General features: G+C 72.3%; 22 protein-coding genes. 11 read left to right on the top strand and 11 right to left on the bottom strand.

Going from position 1 to position 16,485, the window contains the following annotated elements; all coding sequences use genetic code 11:
* Positions 1–29: 29 nt before the first annotated feature.
* The gene (locus AUC44_RS06005) at positions 30–1,031 is read left to right on the top strand and encodes a helix-turn-helix transcriptional regulator (RefSeq protein ID WP_062157826.1); all 1,002 of its coding nucleotides are present in this window, start codon (positions 30–32) and stop codon (positions 1,029–1,031) included.
* 32 nt (positions 1,032–1,063) lie between these two features.
* Here AUC44_RS06005 and AUC44_RS06000 read toward each other — a convergent pair whose 3' ends face one another.
* The gene (locus AUC44_RS06000; RefSeq protein WP_231724548.1) at positions 1,064–1,894 is read right to left on the bottom strand and encodes a MerR family transcriptional regulator; all 831 of its coding nucleotides are present in this window, start codon (positions 1,892–1,894) and stop codon (positions 1,064–1,066) included.
* Positions 1,895–1,915: 21 nt separating this feature from the next.
* Here AUC44_RS06000 and AUC44_RS16795 point away from each other — a divergent pair, with 21 nt between their 5' ends.
* From AUC44_RS16795 to AUC44_RS05970, 6 genes are all read left to right on the top strand, one after another.
* Complete coding sequence (locus AUC44_RS16795) at positions 1,916–2,335, top strand: MDR/zinc-dependent alcohol dehydrogenase-like family protein (protein ID WP_062157824.1); 420 nt, start codon at positions 1,916–1,918, stop codon at positions 2,333–2,335.
* On the top strand, positions 2,305–2,811 hold the full coding sequence (locus AUC44_RS16790; RefSeq protein ID WP_062157823.1) for a zinc-binding dehydrogenase: 507 nt from the start codon (positions 2,305–2,307) through the stop codon (positions 2,809–2,811). The genes AUC44_RS16795 and AUC44_RS16790 overlap by 31 nt, the downstream gene beginning before the upstream one ends.
* 70 nt (positions 2,812–2,881) lie before the next feature.
* Positions 2,882–3,610 (top strand): AzlC family ABC transporter permease, encoded by a 729-nt coding sequence (locus AUC44_RS05985; protein ID WP_062157822.1) that lies wholly within the window; start codon positions 2,882–2,884, stop codon positions 3,608–3,610.
* The gene (locus tag AUC44_RS05980) at positions 3,607–3,903 is read left to right on the top strand and encodes an AzlD domain-containing protein (protein ID WP_062157821.1); all 297 of its coding nucleotides are present in this window, start codon (positions 3,607–3,609) and stop codon (positions 3,901–3,903) included. The genes AUC44_RS05985 and AUC44_RS05980 overlap by 4 nt, the downstream gene beginning before the upstream one ends.
* A gap of 74 nt (positions 3,904–3,977) precedes the next feature.
* Entirely contained in the window at positions 3,978–5,627 is a 1,650-nt protein-coding gene (locus AUC44_RS05975; protein WP_062157820.1) for a PASTA domain-containing protein, read from the top strand.
* Between the two features lie 7 nt (positions 5,628–5,634).
* Positions 5,635–6,768, top strand: a complete 1,134-nt coding sequence (locus AUC44_RS05970) for a cysteine desulfurase family protein (RefSeq protein WP_062157819.1) — start codon at positions 5,635–5,637, stop codon at positions 6,766–6,768.
* Between the two features lie 91 nt (positions 6,769–6,859).
* Here the strand turns inward: AUC44_RS05970 and AUC44_RS05965 are convergent, their stop codons facing one another.
* The 4 genes from AUC44_RS05965 to AUC44_RS05950 all read right to left on the bottom strand — a co-directional run bounded on the left by AUC44_RS05965 (position 6,860) and on the right by AUC44_RS05950 (position 10,219).
* Complete coding sequence (locus AUC44_RS05965; RefSeq protein ID WP_062157818.1) at positions 6,860–8,044, bottom strand: mechanosensitive ion channel family protein; 1,185 nt, start codon at positions 8,042–8,044, stop codon at positions 6,860–6,862.
* A 109-nt stretch (positions 8,045–8,153) separates the two neighbouring features.
* On the bottom strand, positions 8,154–9,164 hold the full coding sequence (plsX, locus tag AUC44_RS05960; RefSeq protein ID WP_062157817.1) for a phosphate acyltransferase PlsX: 1,011 nt from the start codon (positions 9,162–9,164) through the stop codon (positions 8,154–8,156).
* Entirely contained in the window at positions 9,164–9,742 is a 579-nt protein-coding gene (locus tag AUC44_RS05955; protein WP_062157816.1) for a LabA-like NYN domain-containing protein, read from the bottom strand. Before AUC44_RS05955 ends, plsX begins: the two co-directional genes overlap by 1 nt.
* Positions 9,743–9,856: 114 nt before the next feature.
* Positions 9,857–10,219, bottom strand: a complete 363-nt coding sequence (locus AUC44_RS05950) for a DUF309 domain-containing protein (RefSeq protein ID WP_062157815.1) — start codon at positions 10,217–10,219, stop codon at positions 9,857–9,859.
* A gap of 132 nt (positions 10,220–10,351) precedes the next feature.
* On the opposite strand from AUC44_RS05950, the gene trxA reads away from it, so the two are divergent.
* Complete coding sequence (gene trxA, locus AUC44_RS05945) at positions 10,352–10,687, top strand: thioredoxin (protein WP_062157814.1); 336 nt, start codon at positions 10,352–10,354, stop codon at positions 10,685–10,687.
* A gap of 170 nt (positions 10,688–10,857) precedes the next feature.
* Here the strand turns inward: trxA and AUC44_RS05940 are convergent, their stop codons facing one another.
* Positions 10,858–11,424, bottom strand: coding sequence for an RBBP9/YdeN family alpha/beta hydrolase (locus AUC44_RS05940; RefSeq protein WP_062157813.1), 567 nt, complete (start codon positions 11,422–11,424; stop codon positions 10,858–10,860).
* Between the two features lie 60 nt (positions 11,425–11,484).
* Entirely contained in the window at positions 11,485–11,841 is a 357-nt protein-coding gene (locus AUC44_RS05935; protein WP_062157812.1) for a VOC family protein, read from the bottom strand.
* Between the two features lie 25 nt (positions 11,842–11,866).
* Between AUC44_RS05935 and AUC44_RS05930 the strand changes: the two genes are divergently transcribed.
* Together AUC44_RS05930 and AUC44_RS05925 are read left to right on the top strand one after the other, a co-directional pair.
* Positions 11,867–12,442, top strand: coding sequence for a hypothetical protein (locus AUC44_RS05930; RefSeq protein WP_231724547.1), 576 nt, complete (start codon positions 11,867–11,869; stop codon positions 12,440–12,442).
* Positions 12,443–12,701: 259 nt separating this feature from the next.
* Positions 12,702–13,445, top strand: coding sequence for a chlorite dismutase family protein (locus tag AUC44_RS05925; RefSeq protein WP_058977057.1), 744 nt, complete (start codon positions 12,702–12,704; stop codon positions 13,443–13,445).
* A gap of 55 nt (positions 13,446–13,500) precedes the next feature.
* Here the strand turns inward: AUC44_RS05925 and AUC44_RS05920 are convergent, their stop codons facing one another.
* A complete protein-coding gene (locus AUC44_RS05920; protein WP_062159710.1) occupies positions 13,501–14,235 on the bottom strand; it encodes a helical backbone metal receptor in 735 nt (244 codons plus the stop codon).
* A gap of 100 nt (positions 14,236–14,335) precedes the next feature.
* Between AUC44_RS05920 and AUC44_RS05915 the strand changes: the two genes are divergently transcribed.
* Positions 14,336–14,980, top strand: a complete 645-nt coding sequence (locus tag AUC44_RS05915; protein ID WP_062157811.1) for a c-type cytochrome — start codon at positions 14,336–14,338, stop codon at positions 14,978–14,980.
* Between the two features lie 187 nt (positions 14,981–15,167).
* Here AUC44_RS05915 and AUC44_RS05910 read toward each other — a convergent pair whose 3' ends face one another.
* The 3 genes from AUC44_RS05910 to rbfA all read right to left on the bottom strand — a co-directional run bounded on the left by AUC44_RS05910 (position 15,168) and on the right by rbfA (position 16,365).
* The gene (locus tag AUC44_RS05910; protein WP_062157810.1) at positions 15,168–15,644 is read right to left on the bottom strand and encodes an NUDIX domain-containing protein; all 477 of its coding nucleotides are present in this window, start codon (positions 15,642–15,644) and stop codon (positions 15,168–15,170) included.
* Positions 15,641–16,009, bottom strand: a complete 369-nt coding sequence (locus tag AUC44_RS05905; RefSeq protein WP_231724574.1) for an acyl-CoA thioesterase — start codon at positions 16,007–16,009, stop codon at positions 15,641–15,643. The genes AUC44_RS05910 and AUC44_RS05905 overlap by 4 nt, the downstream gene beginning before the upstream one ends.
* A 65-nt stretch (positions 16,010–16,074) precedes the next feature.
* Positions 16,075–16,365, bottom strand: coding sequence for a 30S ribosome-binding factor RbfA (gene rbfA / locus AUC44_RS05900; RefSeq protein ID WP_062157808.1), 291 nt, complete (start codon positions 16,363–16,365; stop codon positions 16,075–16,077).
* Positions 16,366–16,485 lie beyond the last annotated feature (120 nt).

Genomic DNA, 16,485 nt, shown 5'->3' with positions numbered 1-16,485 from the left:
GGCGGACACCCCCTCCGCACACTGGAGGCATGACCTCCGACGAGCCCACCGAGCGTGCCCAGAGCCCCGTCCAGCGCCTGTTCCTCCTGGCCCGCCTGCTGCGCGAGCGGCCGCACACCGCCGCCGAACTCGCGGCGGCCACCGGGCAGTCCCTGGCCGTCACGGCGCGCGACCTGCGCGACCTGGAGGCCCTGGAACCCGGTCTGCGCGTCCTGCCCGGCCCGCCACAGGCGTACGTGATCGGCACGCCGGAACTGGACGGCGCGGCGCGCCTGACCCTGCTGCGCGGCCTGGACGCCCTCGCGGCGCGCGGAAGCGAACCGGCGGCCACCCTCGCCCCGCTGCGCGCCACGCTGGCCGCCGCGCTGCCCGAGCACGTCCGCGCGGCCCTGCCCCGCACGCCCGGCACGGCGCGCCCCGCCTCGGCCGACCTCGCGCTGCGCGCCGTGACGCAGGCGTGGCTGGGCTGCCACCCCATCCGCTTTCAGGAGTGGCAGCCCGGCACGCGGCGCGCCGCGCGGCTGCACCCGCTGCGGATCGAGGCGCACCCGGTCAGCGGCGACCTGCTCGTCGTGGGCCGTGACCCCGACCACGCCGGCGAGGTGCGCACGTACCGCCTGGGCCGGATGCTGCACGTCACGCTGGACCCGCAGACCTTCACGCCCGACCCCCTCGACCCGGGACAGACGCCCGCGCTGCCCGTCACGCCGCCGCCCACCCAGGAAGCGGATAGTGTGTCGGTCACCCTGCGCTTCACGGGTGAGGCGAAATTCCGCGTGCTGGAAGGCGGGCACGCCTGTCTGGGCGAGCCGAGCATCAACCCGGACGGCAGCGTGGACGCGCCCCTGCTGGTCCCGCACGACGCCAGGGGCGCGGCGCGCAGTGTTCTCCCGTGGCTGCTGTCCTGGGGGCCGCAGGTGCAGGTGCTCGGCCCGGACGGGGTGCGCGCCGAGTGGCAGCGTCTGACGCGCGAGGCCGCCGAGGTCGCCGCGCAGACCCCCACCCGTTTCGTGCAGCACGGCGCGGCCTGACAGTCGGGCGGGGGCCCCCTCTCCCCCGTCCCTTACCCGCCCTGCGCGTCGGCCCAGGCGGTCACCGCCGCGCTCTGGTACGCGGCCAGCCCGGGTCTCGCCCGGTCGATGGTCCGCGTGAAGCGCTCATCGGCCACCCACATCTGCGCCAGCCCGCGCATCATCTGCGCCGAGGCGTCGTAGTACGCCCCGCTGATGTGCGCGCGGTGCCGCGCCGCGACCGCCAGCGCCCGCCCGTCGGTGGCCGGGACGCCCGCCTCCATCAGGGCAACGTATTCGGCGGTAATGCTGTCCATCTCCGCGCGCACGCGCGCCCAGTCCTCGGGGGTGTACCGGGCGGTGCGCGCGGCACTCTGGCGGTAGGCGTCCGTGTCGCCCCAGCGTTCACGGGCCTCAGCCTCGTAGGGCGCGGGATCGAACCCGTCAAAGGCGGCCTTCACGTCCTCGTTGTTCATGATCGTCTCCTCTGCCCTGCCGTCCAGGGCGTCCAGGCGGGCCTGCACCTCGCGCAGCGTGTGCTCGGCGCGGCGCAGGTCGTCCCGCAGCCGCGCGGCGTGGGCCCGCAGCGCCTCGCGTTCCAGCTCCGGCGGGGCGTCCAGCACGCCCGCCACCTCCGCGAGCGGCACGCCCAGCGCCCGCCACGTCAGCACCCGCCGCAGCCGCGCCAGATCACCCGGCGCGTACAGGCGGTAATTCCCGTCGCTGCGCTCGGCGGGGCGCAGCAGCCCGATCTCGTCGTAATGGTGCAGGGTGCGCACGCTCACGCCCGTCAGGGCCGCGACCTCCCCCACCGTCCAGCGCTTCGCCTCCAGGGTGGTACCTCCTGAGGGGCAGCGTAGGCCCTCCCGCCGCGTGAGGGTCAAGTGGGATGGCAGACTGGGAACATGCGCCTGATTGCCGCGTCGCCCTGCACGCCGCGCTGGGAGCCGCTTGCGCCGCGCGGGGTCGGGCCGGGCGAGGTGCGGGTCCAGACGCGCCTGAGCGCCCTGAGTGTCGCCTCGGAACTGAGTGTGCTGCGGGGCGGGCCGTTTCCGTCCCCGCTGGGGTATCAGACGCTGGGGACGGTCATGGAAGCCGGGCCGGGCGTGACGCTGCCGGTGGGCGCGCGGGTCGTGACGACGCTGGGGCACGCGGCGTGGGGCGTGCACGGCGCGTCGCGGGTGATTCCCGTCCCGGACAACGTGCCGGACCGGGCGGCGCTGAGCGTGATCCTGGCCGAGGAGACCGCCAAGGGCCTGCGCCGCGTCCACCCTGCCCCCACGAGCGGGTCCTGGTGGCCGGAGCGGGCCTGCTGGGACTGCTGAGCGTGGTCAACCTGACCCGCGCGGGCGTTCACGACGTGAGCGTGATCGAGCCGCGCGCCGACCGGCAGGCCCTCGCCCGGCAGTTCGGGGCGCGCGAGGTGTACGCGCCGGCAGCGGCGCCGCGTGACGCCTTCGACGTGGGCGTGGAGTGCAGCGCCGCCCCCGCCGGCTTCGCGGCGCTGCTGGGCGCCCTGCGCCCCCGTGGGCGCTGCGTGGTGCTCTCGGACGGCAACTGGGGCGCCCTGACGCTCACGCCGGACTTTCACCGCAAGGAGCTGAGCGTCGTGGGCTCCAGCGACGGCGAGGACTACGCCGCCCACGCCCGCTGGTGGTGGCCGCACGTCAGCCCGGTGCTGGCCGCCCTGTACCCGCTGACCGTCCCGGCCGCCGGTCTGCCGGGCCTGTACGCCCGCCTGGGCAGGCCGGACCGGCCCGTGAGCGTCCTGGTGGACTGGGAGACGGGCGCACCTCCGTAGGGCTCCGTGGTCGCCGCGCTGTGCAGGGCGGGTTCACATCTGCCCGCGCCGACCCGATAGCCTGCGCGGCATGACAGGTCAGGGGCGGGGGTTCGACTGGGCGGCGTTCGGGCGCGGCTTCCGGGTGATGGTGCCGCTGTGGGCGGGCGTAGTGCCGTTCGCGGTGGCGTACGCGGTCACGGCCCGCACGAACGGACTGAGTGTCTGGGAGACGTGCCTGATGAGCGTCACGGTGTTCGCCGGGGCGAGTCAGTTCGCGGCGGCGGGGCAGTTTGTGGCTGGGGGCGTAGCTGGGGTGGCGTCGGCGCTGGCACTGGTGGGGACGACGTTCGTGCTGAACGCGCGGCACGTGCTGTACGGCCTGAGCCTGTCGCGCCAGCTGCCCCTGAGCCGCCTTCAGCGCGCCGTGGCGGCGCAGTTCCTGACCGACGAGGCGTACGGCATGGTGCTGGTGGCGGGCCCGCGTGACCCGGGGGGTCTGAGCCTGGGGTTCCTGCTGGGCGCGGAACTGAGTCTGTTCGCGGCGTGGAACGCGGCGACGCTGCTGGGCGCGCTGGCGGGCGCCGCGCTGCCCGACCCGGACGCGCTGGGGGTGGGCGTGATCTTCCCGCTGGCGTTCCTGGGGCTGCTGGTGCCGCTGCTCCTCGGGCGGGTGGCGGTGCTGGTGGCGCTCGCGTCGGGCCTGGGCGCGTGGGGGCTGGGGCAACTGCTGCCGGGCGGGCTGGTCGTGCTGCTGGTCGGGGTGGGCGGGGCGCTGCTGGGCGCGTTGATCAGCACGCGGGCGGGGGGGCGGGCGTGAGCGGCTGGCTGGTGATCCTGCTGATGTGGGCGGTGACGTACCCGGCGCGGCTGCTGGGGCTCAGCCTGGGCCGCCTGGAGTTGCCGCCGTTCTGGCTGGCGTTCCTGCGCTTCGTGCCGGTCAGCGTGTTCGCGGCGCTGATCGTCCCGGACGTGCTGGGCAGCCCCGAGTGGGCGCGGCGGCTGATCGGGGCCGTGGTGGGCGGGGCGCTGCTGTGGCGCACCCGGAACCTCGCGCTGGGCATCCTGGGGGGCTTCGCGGCGTACTGGGCGGCGCGGCTGCTGGGCCTGTGACGGGCAGCCGTGAGGGGAGCGTGTGAGGCGGGCCGCGGCGTGCGGGGCGGGGCGCGCGCTATGCTGAGCGGCGCATGACGGGTCAGGTGGGCAGGGTGAAAGTCATTGACGGCAAGTACGAGGTGCTGCGGGAGGTGTCCGTGCAGGGCCCGGTCACGCTGTCCGAGGTCCGCGCGGCGGAGGGCGTCACGCGGCAGGTGGCGTGGTTCAACGTGGCGACGCCCGCCGACCGGCAGGCCTTCCACGCGTACCGCACCGCGCTGCGCGCCCTGAGCCCGGCGGGCCTGACGGACGTCGTCGCGCGGCCCGGCGCGTTCTACGCGGTGTGGCAGCCCGTGACGGGTCAGCCGCTGGAAGCGGCACTGGCGCACAAGGGCGTCCCACAGGACCTCGTGGAAAACGTGCAGGCGCTCGCCGGTGCGCTGGCCGAGCACGGGTACGCGCTGGAGGACGCGCAGGTCCTCGTGGAGGGCCATGAGCTGCGCGTCGCCTACCTGACACCGCAACTCACGCCCCGCACCCCCGAGGACATCGCGGCGCGCAACGCGGCGACCCTCGCCCCGCTGAAGAAGGCCCGCGTGAAACGCCGCCGCGAGCCGGGCGCGTGGCTGACGTTCATTCCCGGCCTGCTGCTGCTGGGCGGCGCGACATATGTGGGCGCGCAGGCCGTGCAGATCTACCTGAATCCACCCGTGAAACCCGTTTCGAACGTGGTGGGGCAGGCCGCGAAGCAGGCCGCGCAGGAACTGACCAGCGCGGGCTTCCGCGTCGAGTACGTCAAGGGGCAGGCCGCTGGCCGCGCGGTCGGGTCGATCATCCGGCAGGATCCCGCCGCGAATTCTAACCTCCCGGTCGGCCGACTGGTGACCCTGACCGTGAACAATCCCCCGGCGATCGAGGTGCCGCGCCTGGAGGAGATGACGCCCGATCAGGCGCGGGACGCCCTGAAGGGCAATGCCATGACGGTCGGGAAGATCGTGAAGGTCGACGGCACCCTGACCGGCACGCCGGAGGGCCGCATCGTGGCGCAGCTGCCCGAGGCGGGGTCCACGGCGCAGCAGGGACAGGCCGTGCAGCTGATGGTCAGCACCGGCATCACGGGCAAGAAGACCTGGCTGCCGATCCTGGCGGGCTTTGCCTACGAGGACGCCCTGAAGGTCGTGCGCACGGCCGGACTGGTCGTGACGAAGGTCACCCCGCAGCCCAGTGACCGCAAGGAAGGCACGGTGCTCTCGCAGACGCCGGCCGCGTTCGAGAACGTCACGACCGGCAGTCCCGTGACGCTGACGGTGGCCGCGCCGCGCTACAGCGCGCCCAGCCGCCCGGCGGGCAGTCTGCCGCTGCCGCCACCCGTGCAGGACCCCGAACCGGCGCCCCAGACCGAGCCGTCCACAGCTGAACCCGTGACACCTGAACCGAGCGGTGTGGACTCGGCAGCGGGCGGCAGCGAGGAGATCCCGGCGGTCCCGGTGACCGACGCCACGCCGCAGGTGGCGGGACCGGCGCCGCGCAGCGTCAGCCTGAGTTACACCTTCCCCACCGACCTGCCCGGGGGCACGTACACCCTGGTCGTGCGGGACGCCAGTGGCGAGCGGCCCCTGAACCTGAACACCGAGGCCGCCGCGCTGGCCGGGAAGCAGATCAGCACCACGGCGACCGTGACGGGCGACGCGGTGTTCGTCATCCGGCGCGACGGGCAGGACTTCGCGCAGGTGACCCCCTGAGGCGCGCGTGATCTACCTGGATTACGCGGCGACGCATCCCATGACCCCGGAGGCCCTGGCGGCGTACGCGCAGGCGGCGGCGCTGCCCGGCAATCCGGCCAGCGTGCACGCGGCGGGGCAGGCGGCCCGCGAGCGGCTGGAAGAGGGCCGCGCGCGCGTGGCGGCGGCGTTCGGGGTGGACCCGCGCACCCTGATCGCCAACGGCGGCGGCACCGAGGGCGACAATCACGTGCTGCTGGGGGTCACGCGCGCGTGGCAGGACCGGCATGGGCGGCCCGGGCACCTGATCACCACGCCCACCGAGCACTCGGCGGTGCTGGCCCCCGCGCGGGCGCTGGCGGCGCAGGGCTGGGCGGTCACGTTCCTGACCCCGGACCGCTTCGGACGCTATGAGCCGGCGCAGCTGGCGGGCGCGCTGCGCAGTGATACGGCGCTGGTGTCCATCCACCACGCGAACAACGAGGTCGGCGCGGTGCAGGACACCCCGGCGCTGGCAGCCCTGGCGGCGGCGCGGGGCGTGCCGTACCACACGGACGCCGTGCAGGCGCCGGGCGTGCTGCCGGTGGACCTGACGGGCTGGGGCGTGACCTTCGCGACCTTCAGCGCGCACAAGTGGGGCGGCCCGCGCGGCGTGGGCTTCCTGTACGTGCGCCGGGGAACCGAGCTGCCGCCCGTGACGCTCGGCGGCGGTCAGGAAGGCGGCGTGCGCCCCGGCACGCAGGACACCGCCGGGGTATATGCGGCCGGCGTGGCCCTCAGCCACGCCTCAGCGGCGCAGCCCGCGACCCTGGCGCACCTGGGGGCGCTGCGCGAGCAGTTCATGCGGGAGGTCGCGGGCATCCCGGACCTGGGCGTGAATCACGCGCCGGACAGCAGCCCGAAGGTCGTGAACGTCACCGTGGGCGGCGCGGACGGCGAGGCGCTGCTGATGAACCTCGACATGCTGGGCGTCGCGGCCAGCGCCGGGAGTGCGTGCAGCGCGGGCACCATGCAGCCCAGCCACGTCCTGACCACCCTGGGGCTGGATGAGGCGCAGGCGCGCGCCTCGCTGCGCTTCAGTTTCGGCGCGGCCACCACGCCTGCCGAGGTCAGCGCGGCGGCGCAGGCCCTCACGCAGGCCGCCGCCTGGAGCCGCGCCTAGACGATCAAAACGCGCAGAGAGGCCGTGGGGACAGTCCAGCGGCCTCTCTGCATTGATGGTGTGGCTGTTCCGGTTCACCCGTCTCCCCTCGTCAGGTGTTCTCGTTCTCCTCGGGGTCGCGGGTCAGGGTGGGTTTCACCGGGGCGTGACCGCGGTCCTGGCCGCCGCGCGGGTCGCGGCCCAGATCCTCGCGGGTGAGCTTGATCTCGATGGGTGAGCCGCCGAAGTTCAGGCTGCGCTGCGGGAAGGGAATCTCGATCCCGGCCTCGTCCATGGCGATCTTGATGCGGCGGTTGAATTCCCGCCCGATGGCGTACTGGCTCTTGGGCTGCACCTTGAACAGGGCGCGCAGGGTCACGCCGTCCGGGGCGAGCTGCGTGACGCCCTGCTGCTCGGGCGCCTCCAGGAAGAAGTGCTTCCACTCGTCGGCCTCGTAGATCTCGCTGCTGACCTGTTCGAGCACGCGCAGGGCGTCGTCGATGTTCGCGGCGTACGTGACGTCCACCTGCGCGACCACCCTCGACCAGTCCTTGCTGCTGACGCTGACGGTGGCGATCTGCCCGTTGGGGATGATGTGCACGGTGCCGTCCAGTGCGCGCAGGGCGGTGACGCGCAGGTTCAGGCGCTCCACGCCGCCGGAGAGCTGCCCGGTGTTCACGGTGATCACGTCGCCCACGCCGTACTGGTCCTCGAGCAGGATGAAAAAGCCGTTGAAGACGTCCTTGATGAGGCTCTGCGCGCCGAAGCCCACGGCGAGGCCCAGCACGGACACCCCGGCCAGGAGGCTGGTGGCGTTCACGCCGAGCGCCTGGAGACCCGCGATGACGCTCAGGATGACGACCACGACCCGCAGGGTGCTCTCCACCACGCCCTTGAGGGTCTGCACGCGGACGCTGCGGCGGTTGAATTCCTGTTCGGCCACGATGCGCTGCGCGAGCGTGCCGATCAGGTTCCAGGCGATCAGGGCCATGGCGATCACCACAACGAGCTGCCCGGCGCTGTGACGGAAGCCGTCCATGATGTCGCGGCCCAGGCTGAACAGCACCGGCACGCTGGGCAGGTAAGCCACGGCGGTGGCGACCGCCAGCCAGCCAACGATCACGACCAGCCACCACAGCCACTTCAGGGCGGGGCGCAGGCGGGCGGGCACGTGGGGTTCCAGCGCGCCGATCAGCACACGTCCGAAGCGGTAGATGGCGTACGCGGCCACTGCGGTCAGCGCGAGGCCCACCCACACCTGTGGTTTGACGATCTGGACACTGAGTTCCTGCAACATGACCCACACCTTCTCATGAGGTGGTGAGTGTGCCAAGAGGTGCGGCGCGGCCCTGAACCGCCGACACCCGCCCAGGTGGTCTCCCGGGCGGGTGTGGAGGGAGCGCGGGTCAGCCGGAGGTCTGTTCGGTGAAGGCCGCCTCCAGGCGGGGAATCAGGTTCGCCTCGTGCGCGCGCGCGGCGCGCAGCAGGGCGTTCTTGACGGCGCGGGCGTCGGCGCTGCCGTGCCCGATGAACGCCAGGCCGCGCACGCCGATCAAGAGGCTCGCGCCGTACGTGCTGGGGTCCATCCGCTCGGCCAGGCCGCGCAGCGCGCCGCGCACGAGCAGGCCGCCCAGCTTGCTCTTGAGACTGCTCTGTAGGGCTTCCTTGACCCAGCCGAACAGCACCTTTGCCTCACCCTCGGCGAGCTTCAGCACGACGTTCCCGGTGAACCCGTCGGTCACGACGATGTCGGTGGTGTTGCGGAAGATGTCGCGGCCCTCCACGTTCCCGTGGAAGTTCACGCCCCGGCCGTGCAGGGCGCGCAGCAGCCCGTGTGCCTCCAGAACCAGCGCGCTGCCCTTGTGGTCCTCCTCGCCGATGGAGAGCAGCCCCACGGTGGGGTTCTCGCGGTCCTCGACGACCTTCAGGTACACGCTGGCCAGCCGCGCCCACTGCGCGTAGTAGCTGGCCTTCACGTCCGCGTTCGCCCCGGCGTCGAGCAGGGTGGTGAAGCCTCCCTTCGCGGGCAGGTGCGTGAGGATCGCGGGCCGCTCGACGCCCTTGATGCGGCCCAGCGTGAGCAGCGCCGACGCCATGGTGGCGCCGCTGTGACCCATGCTGACCACGGCCGAGGCGCGGCCTTCCTTCACGAGCCGCGAGGCGACGTTGATGCTCGCCTGGGTGCGGCTGCGCACGTCGCTGGCGTGCTCGTCCATGCCGATCACGTCGGTCGCCTCGACGACCTCGATGGGCAGACTCGCGCTGCCCGCGTGCCGCCCGAGTTCCGCGTGGAGTTTCACGCGGTCCCCCACGAGGATCACGGGCACGCCCGCGCGGGCGGCCTGCACCGCCCCCTCGACGTTGGGCGGGGCGCCGTGATCGCCGCCCATGGCGTCCAGCGCGACCGGCAGGCTCATCAGCGGTCGTCGCCGTCGAGCGCGGCGGACGTGTAGAAGGGCCGGTTCTCCTGCCCGCGCTGCTCGCTGGGCAGGCGGTAGCCGGGACGCTCGACGTGCTCGCGGATGTCCTTGAAGTCCACGTACAGGTCGGCGGCGTTACGCAGCTCGTAGCTCGTCATCTCGGCGATGCTGGCCACCACGACGCGCTTGCCGCGCGCGCGCAGCACCTCGACCGGACGCTCGAAGTCCCCGTCGCCGGTCAGCAGCACCGCGGTGTCGTACTGGTCACTGGTGGTCAGCAGGTCCGTGACGATCTCGATGTCCAGGCTGGCGCGGCGGTAGGTGTCGCCGCTGTCGTCGGTCGCCTCGCGCAGCGGGCGGGTTCGCACGGTGTAACCCATGTACGTCAGGGCGTCCGTGAAGCGCTTCTGCTTGTCGTCAATGGGGGTGGGGACGGCCGTGTAGTAGAAGGCGTTGTACAGGCGGCCCGGAGCGGCGAAGTGCTCCAGGATCTTGCGGTGGTCGAAGTTCCACCCGAGTCGTTTGGCTGCCGCGTACACGTTCGCGCCGTCAATAAAGAGTGCAATGCGTTCCATCTGTCCTGTCTCCTGGGGCCGCGCCGGCCATGGGGGGGGCGGCGGCGGACGCCCGGCGCGGCCCCCTGTGGGGCCTGACCTGAGCGTTCGCGGGTCAGGATACCTGACGGAGCGTCACGCGGGGAACGGCCCACCCCCCATCACACGCAGCGCGGGGTGCCCCGCTTCCGGCCGCGCGGTGGCCCGGAGCGCGTCCCAGACGTCGGCGCGCAGCCGCGCGAGATCTACGCCCGCGTACTCGGCGGGCAGCGCGTCCAGGTACCGCAGGGCCTTATCGTAGTTGCGGTGGGTCAGGCTGCCGTGCGCCCAGCGTTTATGCAGCGCGGCCGCGAGCAGGATCAGGGCCTGCAGGAACGCCCGGTCGTCCCCGCGCGCGGTCAGCCACGGACGCTCCCAGGCCTCGTGCGCCTCCCACCACTCGCCGCGCGCGAACAGCTCGGCGCCGCGCCGGAAATCCCCGGATTCCGTGACCGTCATGCCCGGCAGGCTAGCGCGTCCCCACCACGGAAACGCCAACTGCGACCCACCTCACCACGGTTAAACAACCCGTGAGGGAACACCCACCTGCGGCATATCCCCACCCTGCCCCCCAGGGGTATAGTCGATGGCATGAAGCCTGTGGAACTCACGGACAGCAACTTTAACAACGAGATCGGCGAGGGCCTGACCCTGGTGGACTTCTGGGCCCCCTGGTGCGGCCCCTGCCGCATCATCGCCCCCGTCATCGAGGAACTCGCCGGGCAGTACGAGGGCAAGGTCAAGATCGCGAAACTGAACGTCGACGAGAACCCCGTCACGCAGGGCCAGTACCGCGTCATGAGCATCCCCACGCTGATCCTCTTCAAGGACGGCCAGCCGGTCGAGGGCGTCGTCGGCGCCCAGCCCAAGCGCGCCTTCGAAGCGCTGCTGGACAAGTACAGCAATGCCGAAACCGCCAGCGCCTGAACACCAAAGGTGACGCGCCCCGGTCAATGACCTGGGGCGCGTTGCTTTGGGGGAAGTGGGGCGTGGGCTGAAGTGCATCAGCGCACCGGCCCGCGTGGACGCTTCACGGCAGCTCCACCGCGTGCTCGCCTAAAGCGACCGACCCACTGCCCACAACCCACTCCCCCCCTTCACATCCGCACGATGTCCGGTGGCGTCCAGGAGTGCAGGGCCTCGCTCAGGAGCACCTCGCCGTCGGGCCAGTCGCCGTGTCCACTGGCGACGTTGATGTGCCCGGCCTCGCCCGCCGAGATGAATTCGGCGTCCCAGGCTTCGGCGAAGGCCTGCGCCCGCTCGAAGCTGGCGAAGGGGTCGTTCTCGCTGGCGACCACCAGGGCCGGGAACGGCAGGGGCTGCATGGGGACGGGGGCCATATCCGCCACGGTGGGGTACGCCTCGAACGCGCGGTCGGCGTCGGTGGGTCCGACCAGCATGGCGCCCTTCACGCGCGGGTGCCCGCCGGTCAGGCGCGCCCAGTGCACGATGTTCAGCACGCCGCACGAGTGCCCGATCAGGACCAGGTCGCCGGGCGTCGCGTCGATGACCTCCTGAAGGCGGGCCGACCACGTCTCGGGGGTGGGCCGGTCCGGTTCGTCCTGCCGCACGCGCGCCGCGCCGAACTTCCCGGTCCAGAGGCTCTGCCAGTGCTCCGGGCCGCTGTCCCCCAGGCCCGGCACGATCACGATGGTCGGCGTCATGCGTTCAGGCTAGCGCGCAGGCGGCTGCCGGTGCGGCGGGTGTGCGGGCCTGGGGAGGGGTCAGGCTTCGAGGAGTTCCACCTGCCGCCCGTCGGGGTCCTGCACGAAGGCCATGTCGCGGCCGCTGGGGCTGGGTTGCAGGTCGCGGGTGACGGTCACGCCGTCCTCTTTCAGTTTGGGGAGGAGGTCGCGCAGGCCGGTGACGTGCAGGGCGATGTGTTCGGCCCAGTGGAGGTGCGGGGCGGGGGTCTCGCCGGTCACCTGGAAGAACTGGAGGAGGCCGTCCCCGAGGCGCAGGACGGCGCGGCGGTGGCCCTCGCCCGTGGTGAGGTGCTTCTCGGTGGTGGCCCCGAGGCGTTCGTAGAAGGCGACGGTCACGCCGATGTCGCGCGTGAGGAAGGAGACGTGCTTGAGCATGCGTGCAGGGTATACGCTGCCGGGCGTGTCGGATGCGCCGTGGAACTTGACGGGTCGGGGAGTGGTCGCCGTGTACGGGGGCCGCGAGGCGGGGGCGCTGATGCTCGTGCGCTACGCGCAGTCCGGCGTGGGCCCCTATGACGAGCTGCTGTGGGCGTCGCTGGGCGGCGAGCCGCAGGTGACGCGGATCGTGGTGAGCACGCAGCAGAGTGTGGTGTGGGGCCGCCGGAACTGGGCGATTCCCAAGTCACGGGCGGATTTCGCGTGGGAGGGCGTGCCGGGACGCGAGCAGGTGCGGGTCACGCAGGACGGGCGGCTGCTCGCCCACCTGAGCGTGCGGGCCTGGGGGCCCCCGGTGCCCGTGACGACGGCGGTCGTGCCCGCCGCGTGGCGGACATTGACGCAGCCGCCCCTGCCGGAAGCCGAGGATCGGACGTCCCTCCTGACGACCGTGTCGGCGTCCGGACGGGTGCGGCCCGCGCGGCTGAGCGTGATCGGCGGGGACTTCCACCCGGCCCTGCTGGAGCGGCGACCACTGCTGACCGCAGGTGTGCCCGGCTTCCGGATGGTGTTCCCCGCTGCGCGCGTGCGGCCTGCCTGACCGGTCGTTCGGGGTCATGCGCCCCGCGCGGCGGGTGAGATAGTTCAGCGCGTACGCCCCCACCCCACCTCCCACCCGCAGGGGGTACGCGGGCACCCTCTCCCCCACTCCTCTCTGACTTCGGCGCCCCGCGCGCCCCGGTGATCCCATGAGCGAACAGCCAGACACGAACACCCCGCCCGCCGCCCCCACCCACGGAACCCCCGCCCAGAGTGCGCCGGGCCAGGGTGCGCCTGCCGGTCGCCCCGCCCGCAAGCGCATGGTGGACCTCGACCCCAGCGGGCAGGTCACGCAGCGTGAACCCGACCGGTCGGGCCGGCAGTTCATGAACTACTCGTTCTTCAAGCTCGACCCCGCCTTCCGCCGCCTGCCGCACGCCGAGCGCGAGGAGATCAAGGCCGAGTTCATGGCCGCCGCCGACGCCTGGCAGGCCGACGCGCCCGCCGCGAAGGGCCTCATCCAGCGCAGCTACTCGCTGGTCGGCGTGCGCGGCGACGTGGACTTCATGATCTGGCGCATGGCCTTCGACGTCCGCGACTTTCAGGACGCCCAGGCCCGCCTGAACCGCACCCGCCTGATGGGCTACCTGACCCAGCCGTACACGTACACCAGCATGAACAAGCGCAGCCAGTACGTGAACCGCGTCGAGGGCAGCGGGCACGGCCTGGAGATCCTGCCCGGCCAGGGCCGCTACCTGTTCATCTACCCGTTCATCAAGACCCGCGCGTGGTACGACCTGACGCCCCACGCCCGCCAGGGCATGATGGACGAGCACATCTACGCCTCCGAGCCGTTCAAGGGCGTGCGGATCAACACCAGCTACTCCTACGGCATTGACGACCAGGAGTTCGTGGTGAGCTTCGACAGCGACCACCCGCAGGAATTCGTGGATCTGGTGCACCGCCTGCGCTACACCGAGGCCAGCAACTACACGCTGCAGGACACCCCGATGTTCACCTGCGTGAAGAAGGACCTGCGGGAGACACTGGACGACCTCGCGTAAACCGGGAGTCTGGTCTGGGGGGGGAGGTCGCATGGCCTCTCCCCTTCTGCTGCCGTCAGCGGCCCAGGGCGTCGAGGGCGGCGCGGATCTGCCGGGCGCCCTCGATCAGGCGGGGGCCGGGGCGGCCCAGTCCACTCTCGGGCACAGCGACGACAGGCACGCCCAGGCCGCGCGCCTCGATGACCTCGGGGCGCAGTTTCTTCGCGCCGCACCACGAGCAGACGATCAGGTCCGGGCGGGCGGCGCGGACCTCGTCCAGCGTCAGGGGGCTGCTGCGCCCGGCCCGCCCGGCCAGGGCATTCACGGCGCCCAGGCTGCTCAGCAGGTCGGTGACCCAGGAGTCGCGGGTGGCGGCGATGATGGGTTTCGGCCACCACTCGACCAGCACGCGCGCCGGGGCTGGGCTGGGGCGGTGCAGGGCGGCCAGTTCGGCCTCCAGCGCGGCGGCGACCTCCTCTCCGCGTTCCGGCAGGCCCAGGAGCGCACCCACCTGCCGGATGGTGGCGGCGGTGCCCGGCACGCTGGTCGGGTCGAGGATCACGGTGTTCAGCCCGGCGGCCTGCACCGCCTGCACGACGCGCTCCATGCCGGGCACGCTCAGGCTGGCGAGCACCAGATCAGGGCGGGCGCGGGTCAGGGCGTCCACGTCGATGTTGAGGTCCGGGCCGAGCCGGACGGCGTGCTCGATGCCGGGGGCGTCGCTGTGGCTGTCCACCGCCACCAGCCGGTCCGTGGCGTGCAGGGCGTGCAGGATGTCGGTGTTGCTGCACGTCAGGCTGGCAAGGCGCATGGAGGGCATGCCCGGCAGTCTAGGGCGCGGGGCGCGCAGGACGGAAGTGCGCGCTGGAACGGGCAAACGCCCCCTGACCGTATGGTAGGCTCGGGGCCATATGAAGAACACCTTCGCCGTCACCATGACGCTGCTGCTGGCCCTGACCGTCGGCGGATCCGTCATCGGGTACAACATTGCCACCACGGAGCACCACACGGAGGAGAAGGGTGGCGAGGAGACCCAGGCCCCCCAGAACAACAGCGAGTCGTCCCCCAGCGCGAACGGCGCGTCGTCCGGCCCGGCGGGCGGCACCCAGGCCAACACGCGGGGGGCCAACGACGGCGGCGAGCAGGCCGGCGAGAACGGCGCGACGGTGGAAGCCAGCGGCAACAGCACGGGCGATCAGGCGACGAGCACCACCGAGGGCAGCGCCACCGATACCGACACCGCCGGTTCGACCGGTGAGCAGCCGGCCGAGACGGCCGCCGCCGCCGAAACGCAGGGGGACGCCTCGGCCGGCGGGAAGACCTTCGCGGCCAACTGCGCCGGCTGCCACGGCGCGAACGGCCAGGGCCAGATCGGGCCCAGCCTCGTGACCGCCGACGGCCCCAAGAGCTGGACGCTGGCGCAGTTCACCACCACCCTGCGCGAAGGCAAGACCCCCGAGCGGGAACTGTCGGCCACCATGCCCCGCTTCTCGGACGCGCAGCTGACCGACAGCGACATCGCGAACCTGCAGGCGTACATCAAGACGCTGAACTGAGCCGGTTGCGCAGGAGGCGGCCCCGGACATCCGAGGGCCGCCTCCTGCGCGGTGAGGTCAGATGGGATTCAAGTGATTCCAAGACATCAGGAGTCGCCCGGTGTCCCCCTCACCCTTCCCTCTCCCACAGGGGGAGAGGGAACAACGGAACGTGTTCAAGTCGGAAGCAAGGCGATGTAATCCCGTATCAGATGGGGTAGTACGCGCGGGGCTGGCCCTGCACGAAGTCGCGGGTGGGCACCCAGATCAGCGGGTTGCGCTCCTCCACTTCCGGGGGTGGGCCGTAGCGGACCAGGGACTCGACCTGCGCGAACGGCACCCACTTGACGCCCACGACCTCGGGGTCGGTGGGGTCGATCTCGCCGTGGAAGGTGGCGGTGAAGCGGCCGAAGATGGCGTAGCACTCGTTGCGGGTGCCGGTCAGCAGTTCGCCCTCCAGCAGGCTGACGAACATCAGGTCGGTGACCGTCAGGCCGGTCTCGACGAGCACCTGACGGACGGCGGCGTCCCCGAGGGTCTCGCCGGGGAGGGCCTTACCGCCGGGCAGGCCGTAGAAGATGCTGCCGTCGTCCATGCGTTCCTCGACGAGCAGCAGGTGCCCGTCCCGGACGAGGTACACGTGCGCGGCACGTTTGAGCGGCAGGGTGCGCGACAGGTGGCTCATGTGCCCGGCAGTCTAGCGCGGCCCGGCGCCTGCAGCAGGCTCAGGACGTCGTCCGGGAGGCGGGCGGGGCGGTAGGACTGGTCCGTGGCGATGTGACGGGTCTCACCGGTGGCGAGCAGTTCCTCACCGCGCAGCACCTCGTAGGTGAAGGTCATGGTGCGCGAGCGGACGCTGCTGAGCCGCGCCACGATCCGCAGTTCGTCGTCGTAGCGGGCGGCGCGGCGGTACTCGACGTTCAGGCCCGAGAGCATCAGGTAGTACCCGCGCGCCTCCACTTCCCGGTACGGCAGGCCCAGGTGGTGCATCAGGTCCGTGCGGGCCACCTCGAACCACACGGGGTACGTGGCGTGGTGCACGACGCCCATCGCGTCCGTCTCGGCGTAGCGCACGCGGATGACGGTGGGCGGCCAGGGTGCCGACTCAGGAACGGTCACAGGGGTGGGCGGTCGCTGGCGTCGTGGAATTCCAGCACGGGCGTGCGGCGCAGCTTCACGTGGTCGGCCACCTGCCGCTGCAGGTACCCGCGCGCGCCGCGCAGGGCGTCGAGCAGGTCCTCCATGTCGCCGGTCATGGCGCTCACGTACACGCGGGCCAGGGAGTAGTCGGCGGTGACGGTCACGCGCTCGACGGTCACGATCATGGGCACGCGCGGGTCGCGCAGGCCGCCGATCGCGTCGCTGATCACGCGGGTCAGCTGCGACTGGATCTGTTCGGGTTTCACGCGCCGCTCCGGGGGGCAGGGGGGGTGGGGACTGGCATCCCGGCATGCTACGGCATCCGGGTCCACCCGGACCGTCATGCGCGCCTCGCGGTCACGGTCCGGGCACGGGCCGGTCACGCC

Origin of the sequence: Deinococcus actinosclerus, from assembly GCF_001507665.1 — a bacterium.
GTDB lineage: Bacteria > Deinococcota > Deinococci > Deinococcales > Deinococcaceae > Deinococcus > Deinococcus actinosclerus.
The sequence above is the reverse complement of the archived record's forward strand: the minus strand, read 5'-3'. Positions and strand labels throughout refer to the sequence as shown.

Excerpts from the sequence above, each read along its gene's own strand:
- AUC44_RS06005 (WP_062157826.1), top strand. The coding sequence starts at position 30 with ATGACCTCCGACGAGCCCACCGAGCGTGCCCAGAGCCCCGTCCAGCGC.
- AUC44_RS16795 (WP_062157824.1), top strand. The coding sequence starts at position 1,916 with ATGCGCCTGATTGCCGCGTCGCCCTGCACGCCGCGCTGGGAGCCGCTT.
- AUC44_RS05985 (WP_062157822.1), top strand. The coding sequence starts at position 2,882 with ATGACAGGTCAGGGGCGGGGGTTCGACTGGGCGGCGTTCGGGCGCGGC.
- AUC44_RS05975 (WP_062157820.1), top strand. The coding sequence starts at position 3,978 with ATGACGGGTCAGGTGGGCAGGGTGAAAGTCATTGACGGCAAGTACGAG.
- AUC44_RS05965 (WP_062157818.1), bottom strand. The coding sequence starts at position 8,044 with ATGTTGCAGGAACTCAGTGTCCAGATCGTCAAACCACAGGTGTGGGTG.
- plsX (WP_062157817.1), bottom strand. The coding sequence starts at position 9,164 with ATGAGCCTGCCGGTCGCGCTGGACGCCATGGGCGGCGATCACGGCGCC.
- AUC44_RS05955 (WP_062157816.1), bottom strand. The coding sequence starts at position 9,742 with ATGGAACGCATTGCACTCTTTATTGACGGCGCGAACGTGTACGCGGCA.
- AUC44_RS05950 (WP_062157815.1), bottom strand. The coding sequence starts at position 10,219 with ATGACGGTCACGGAATCCGGGGATTTCCGGCGCGGCGCCGAGCTGTTC.
- trxA (WP_062157814.1), top strand. The coding sequence starts at position 10,352 with ATGAAGCCTGTGGAACTCACGGACAGCAACTTTAACAACGAGATCGGC.
- AUC44_RS05940 (WP_062157813.1), bottom strand. The coding sequence starts at position 11,424 with ATGACGCCGACCATCGTGATCGTGCCGGGCCTGGGGGACAGCGGCCCG.
- AUC44_RS05935 (WP_062157812.1), bottom strand. The coding sequence starts at position 11,841 with ATGCTCAAGCACGTCTCCTTCCTCACGCGCGACATCGGCGTGACCGTC.
- AUC44_RS05925 (WP_058977057.1), top strand. The coding sequence starts at position 12,702 with ATGGTGGACCTCGACCCCAGCGGGCAGGTCACGCAGCGTGAACCCGAC.
- AUC44_RS05920 (WP_062159710.1), bottom strand. The coding sequence starts at position 14,235 with ATGCGCCTTGCCAGCCTGACGTGCAGCAACACCGACATCCTGCACGCC.
- AUC44_RS05915 (WP_062157811.1), top strand. The coding sequence starts at position 14,336 with ATGAAGAACACCTTCGCCGTCACCATGACGCTGCTGCTGGCCCTGACC.
- AUC44_RS05910 (WP_062157810.1), bottom strand. The coding sequence starts at position 15,644 with ATGAGCCACCTGTCGCGCACCCTGCCGCTCAAACGTGCCGCGCACGTG.
- AUC44_RS05905 (WP_231724574.1), bottom strand. The coding sequence starts at position 16,009 with ATGGGCGTCGTGCACCACGCCACGTACCCCGTGTGGTTCGAGGTGGCC.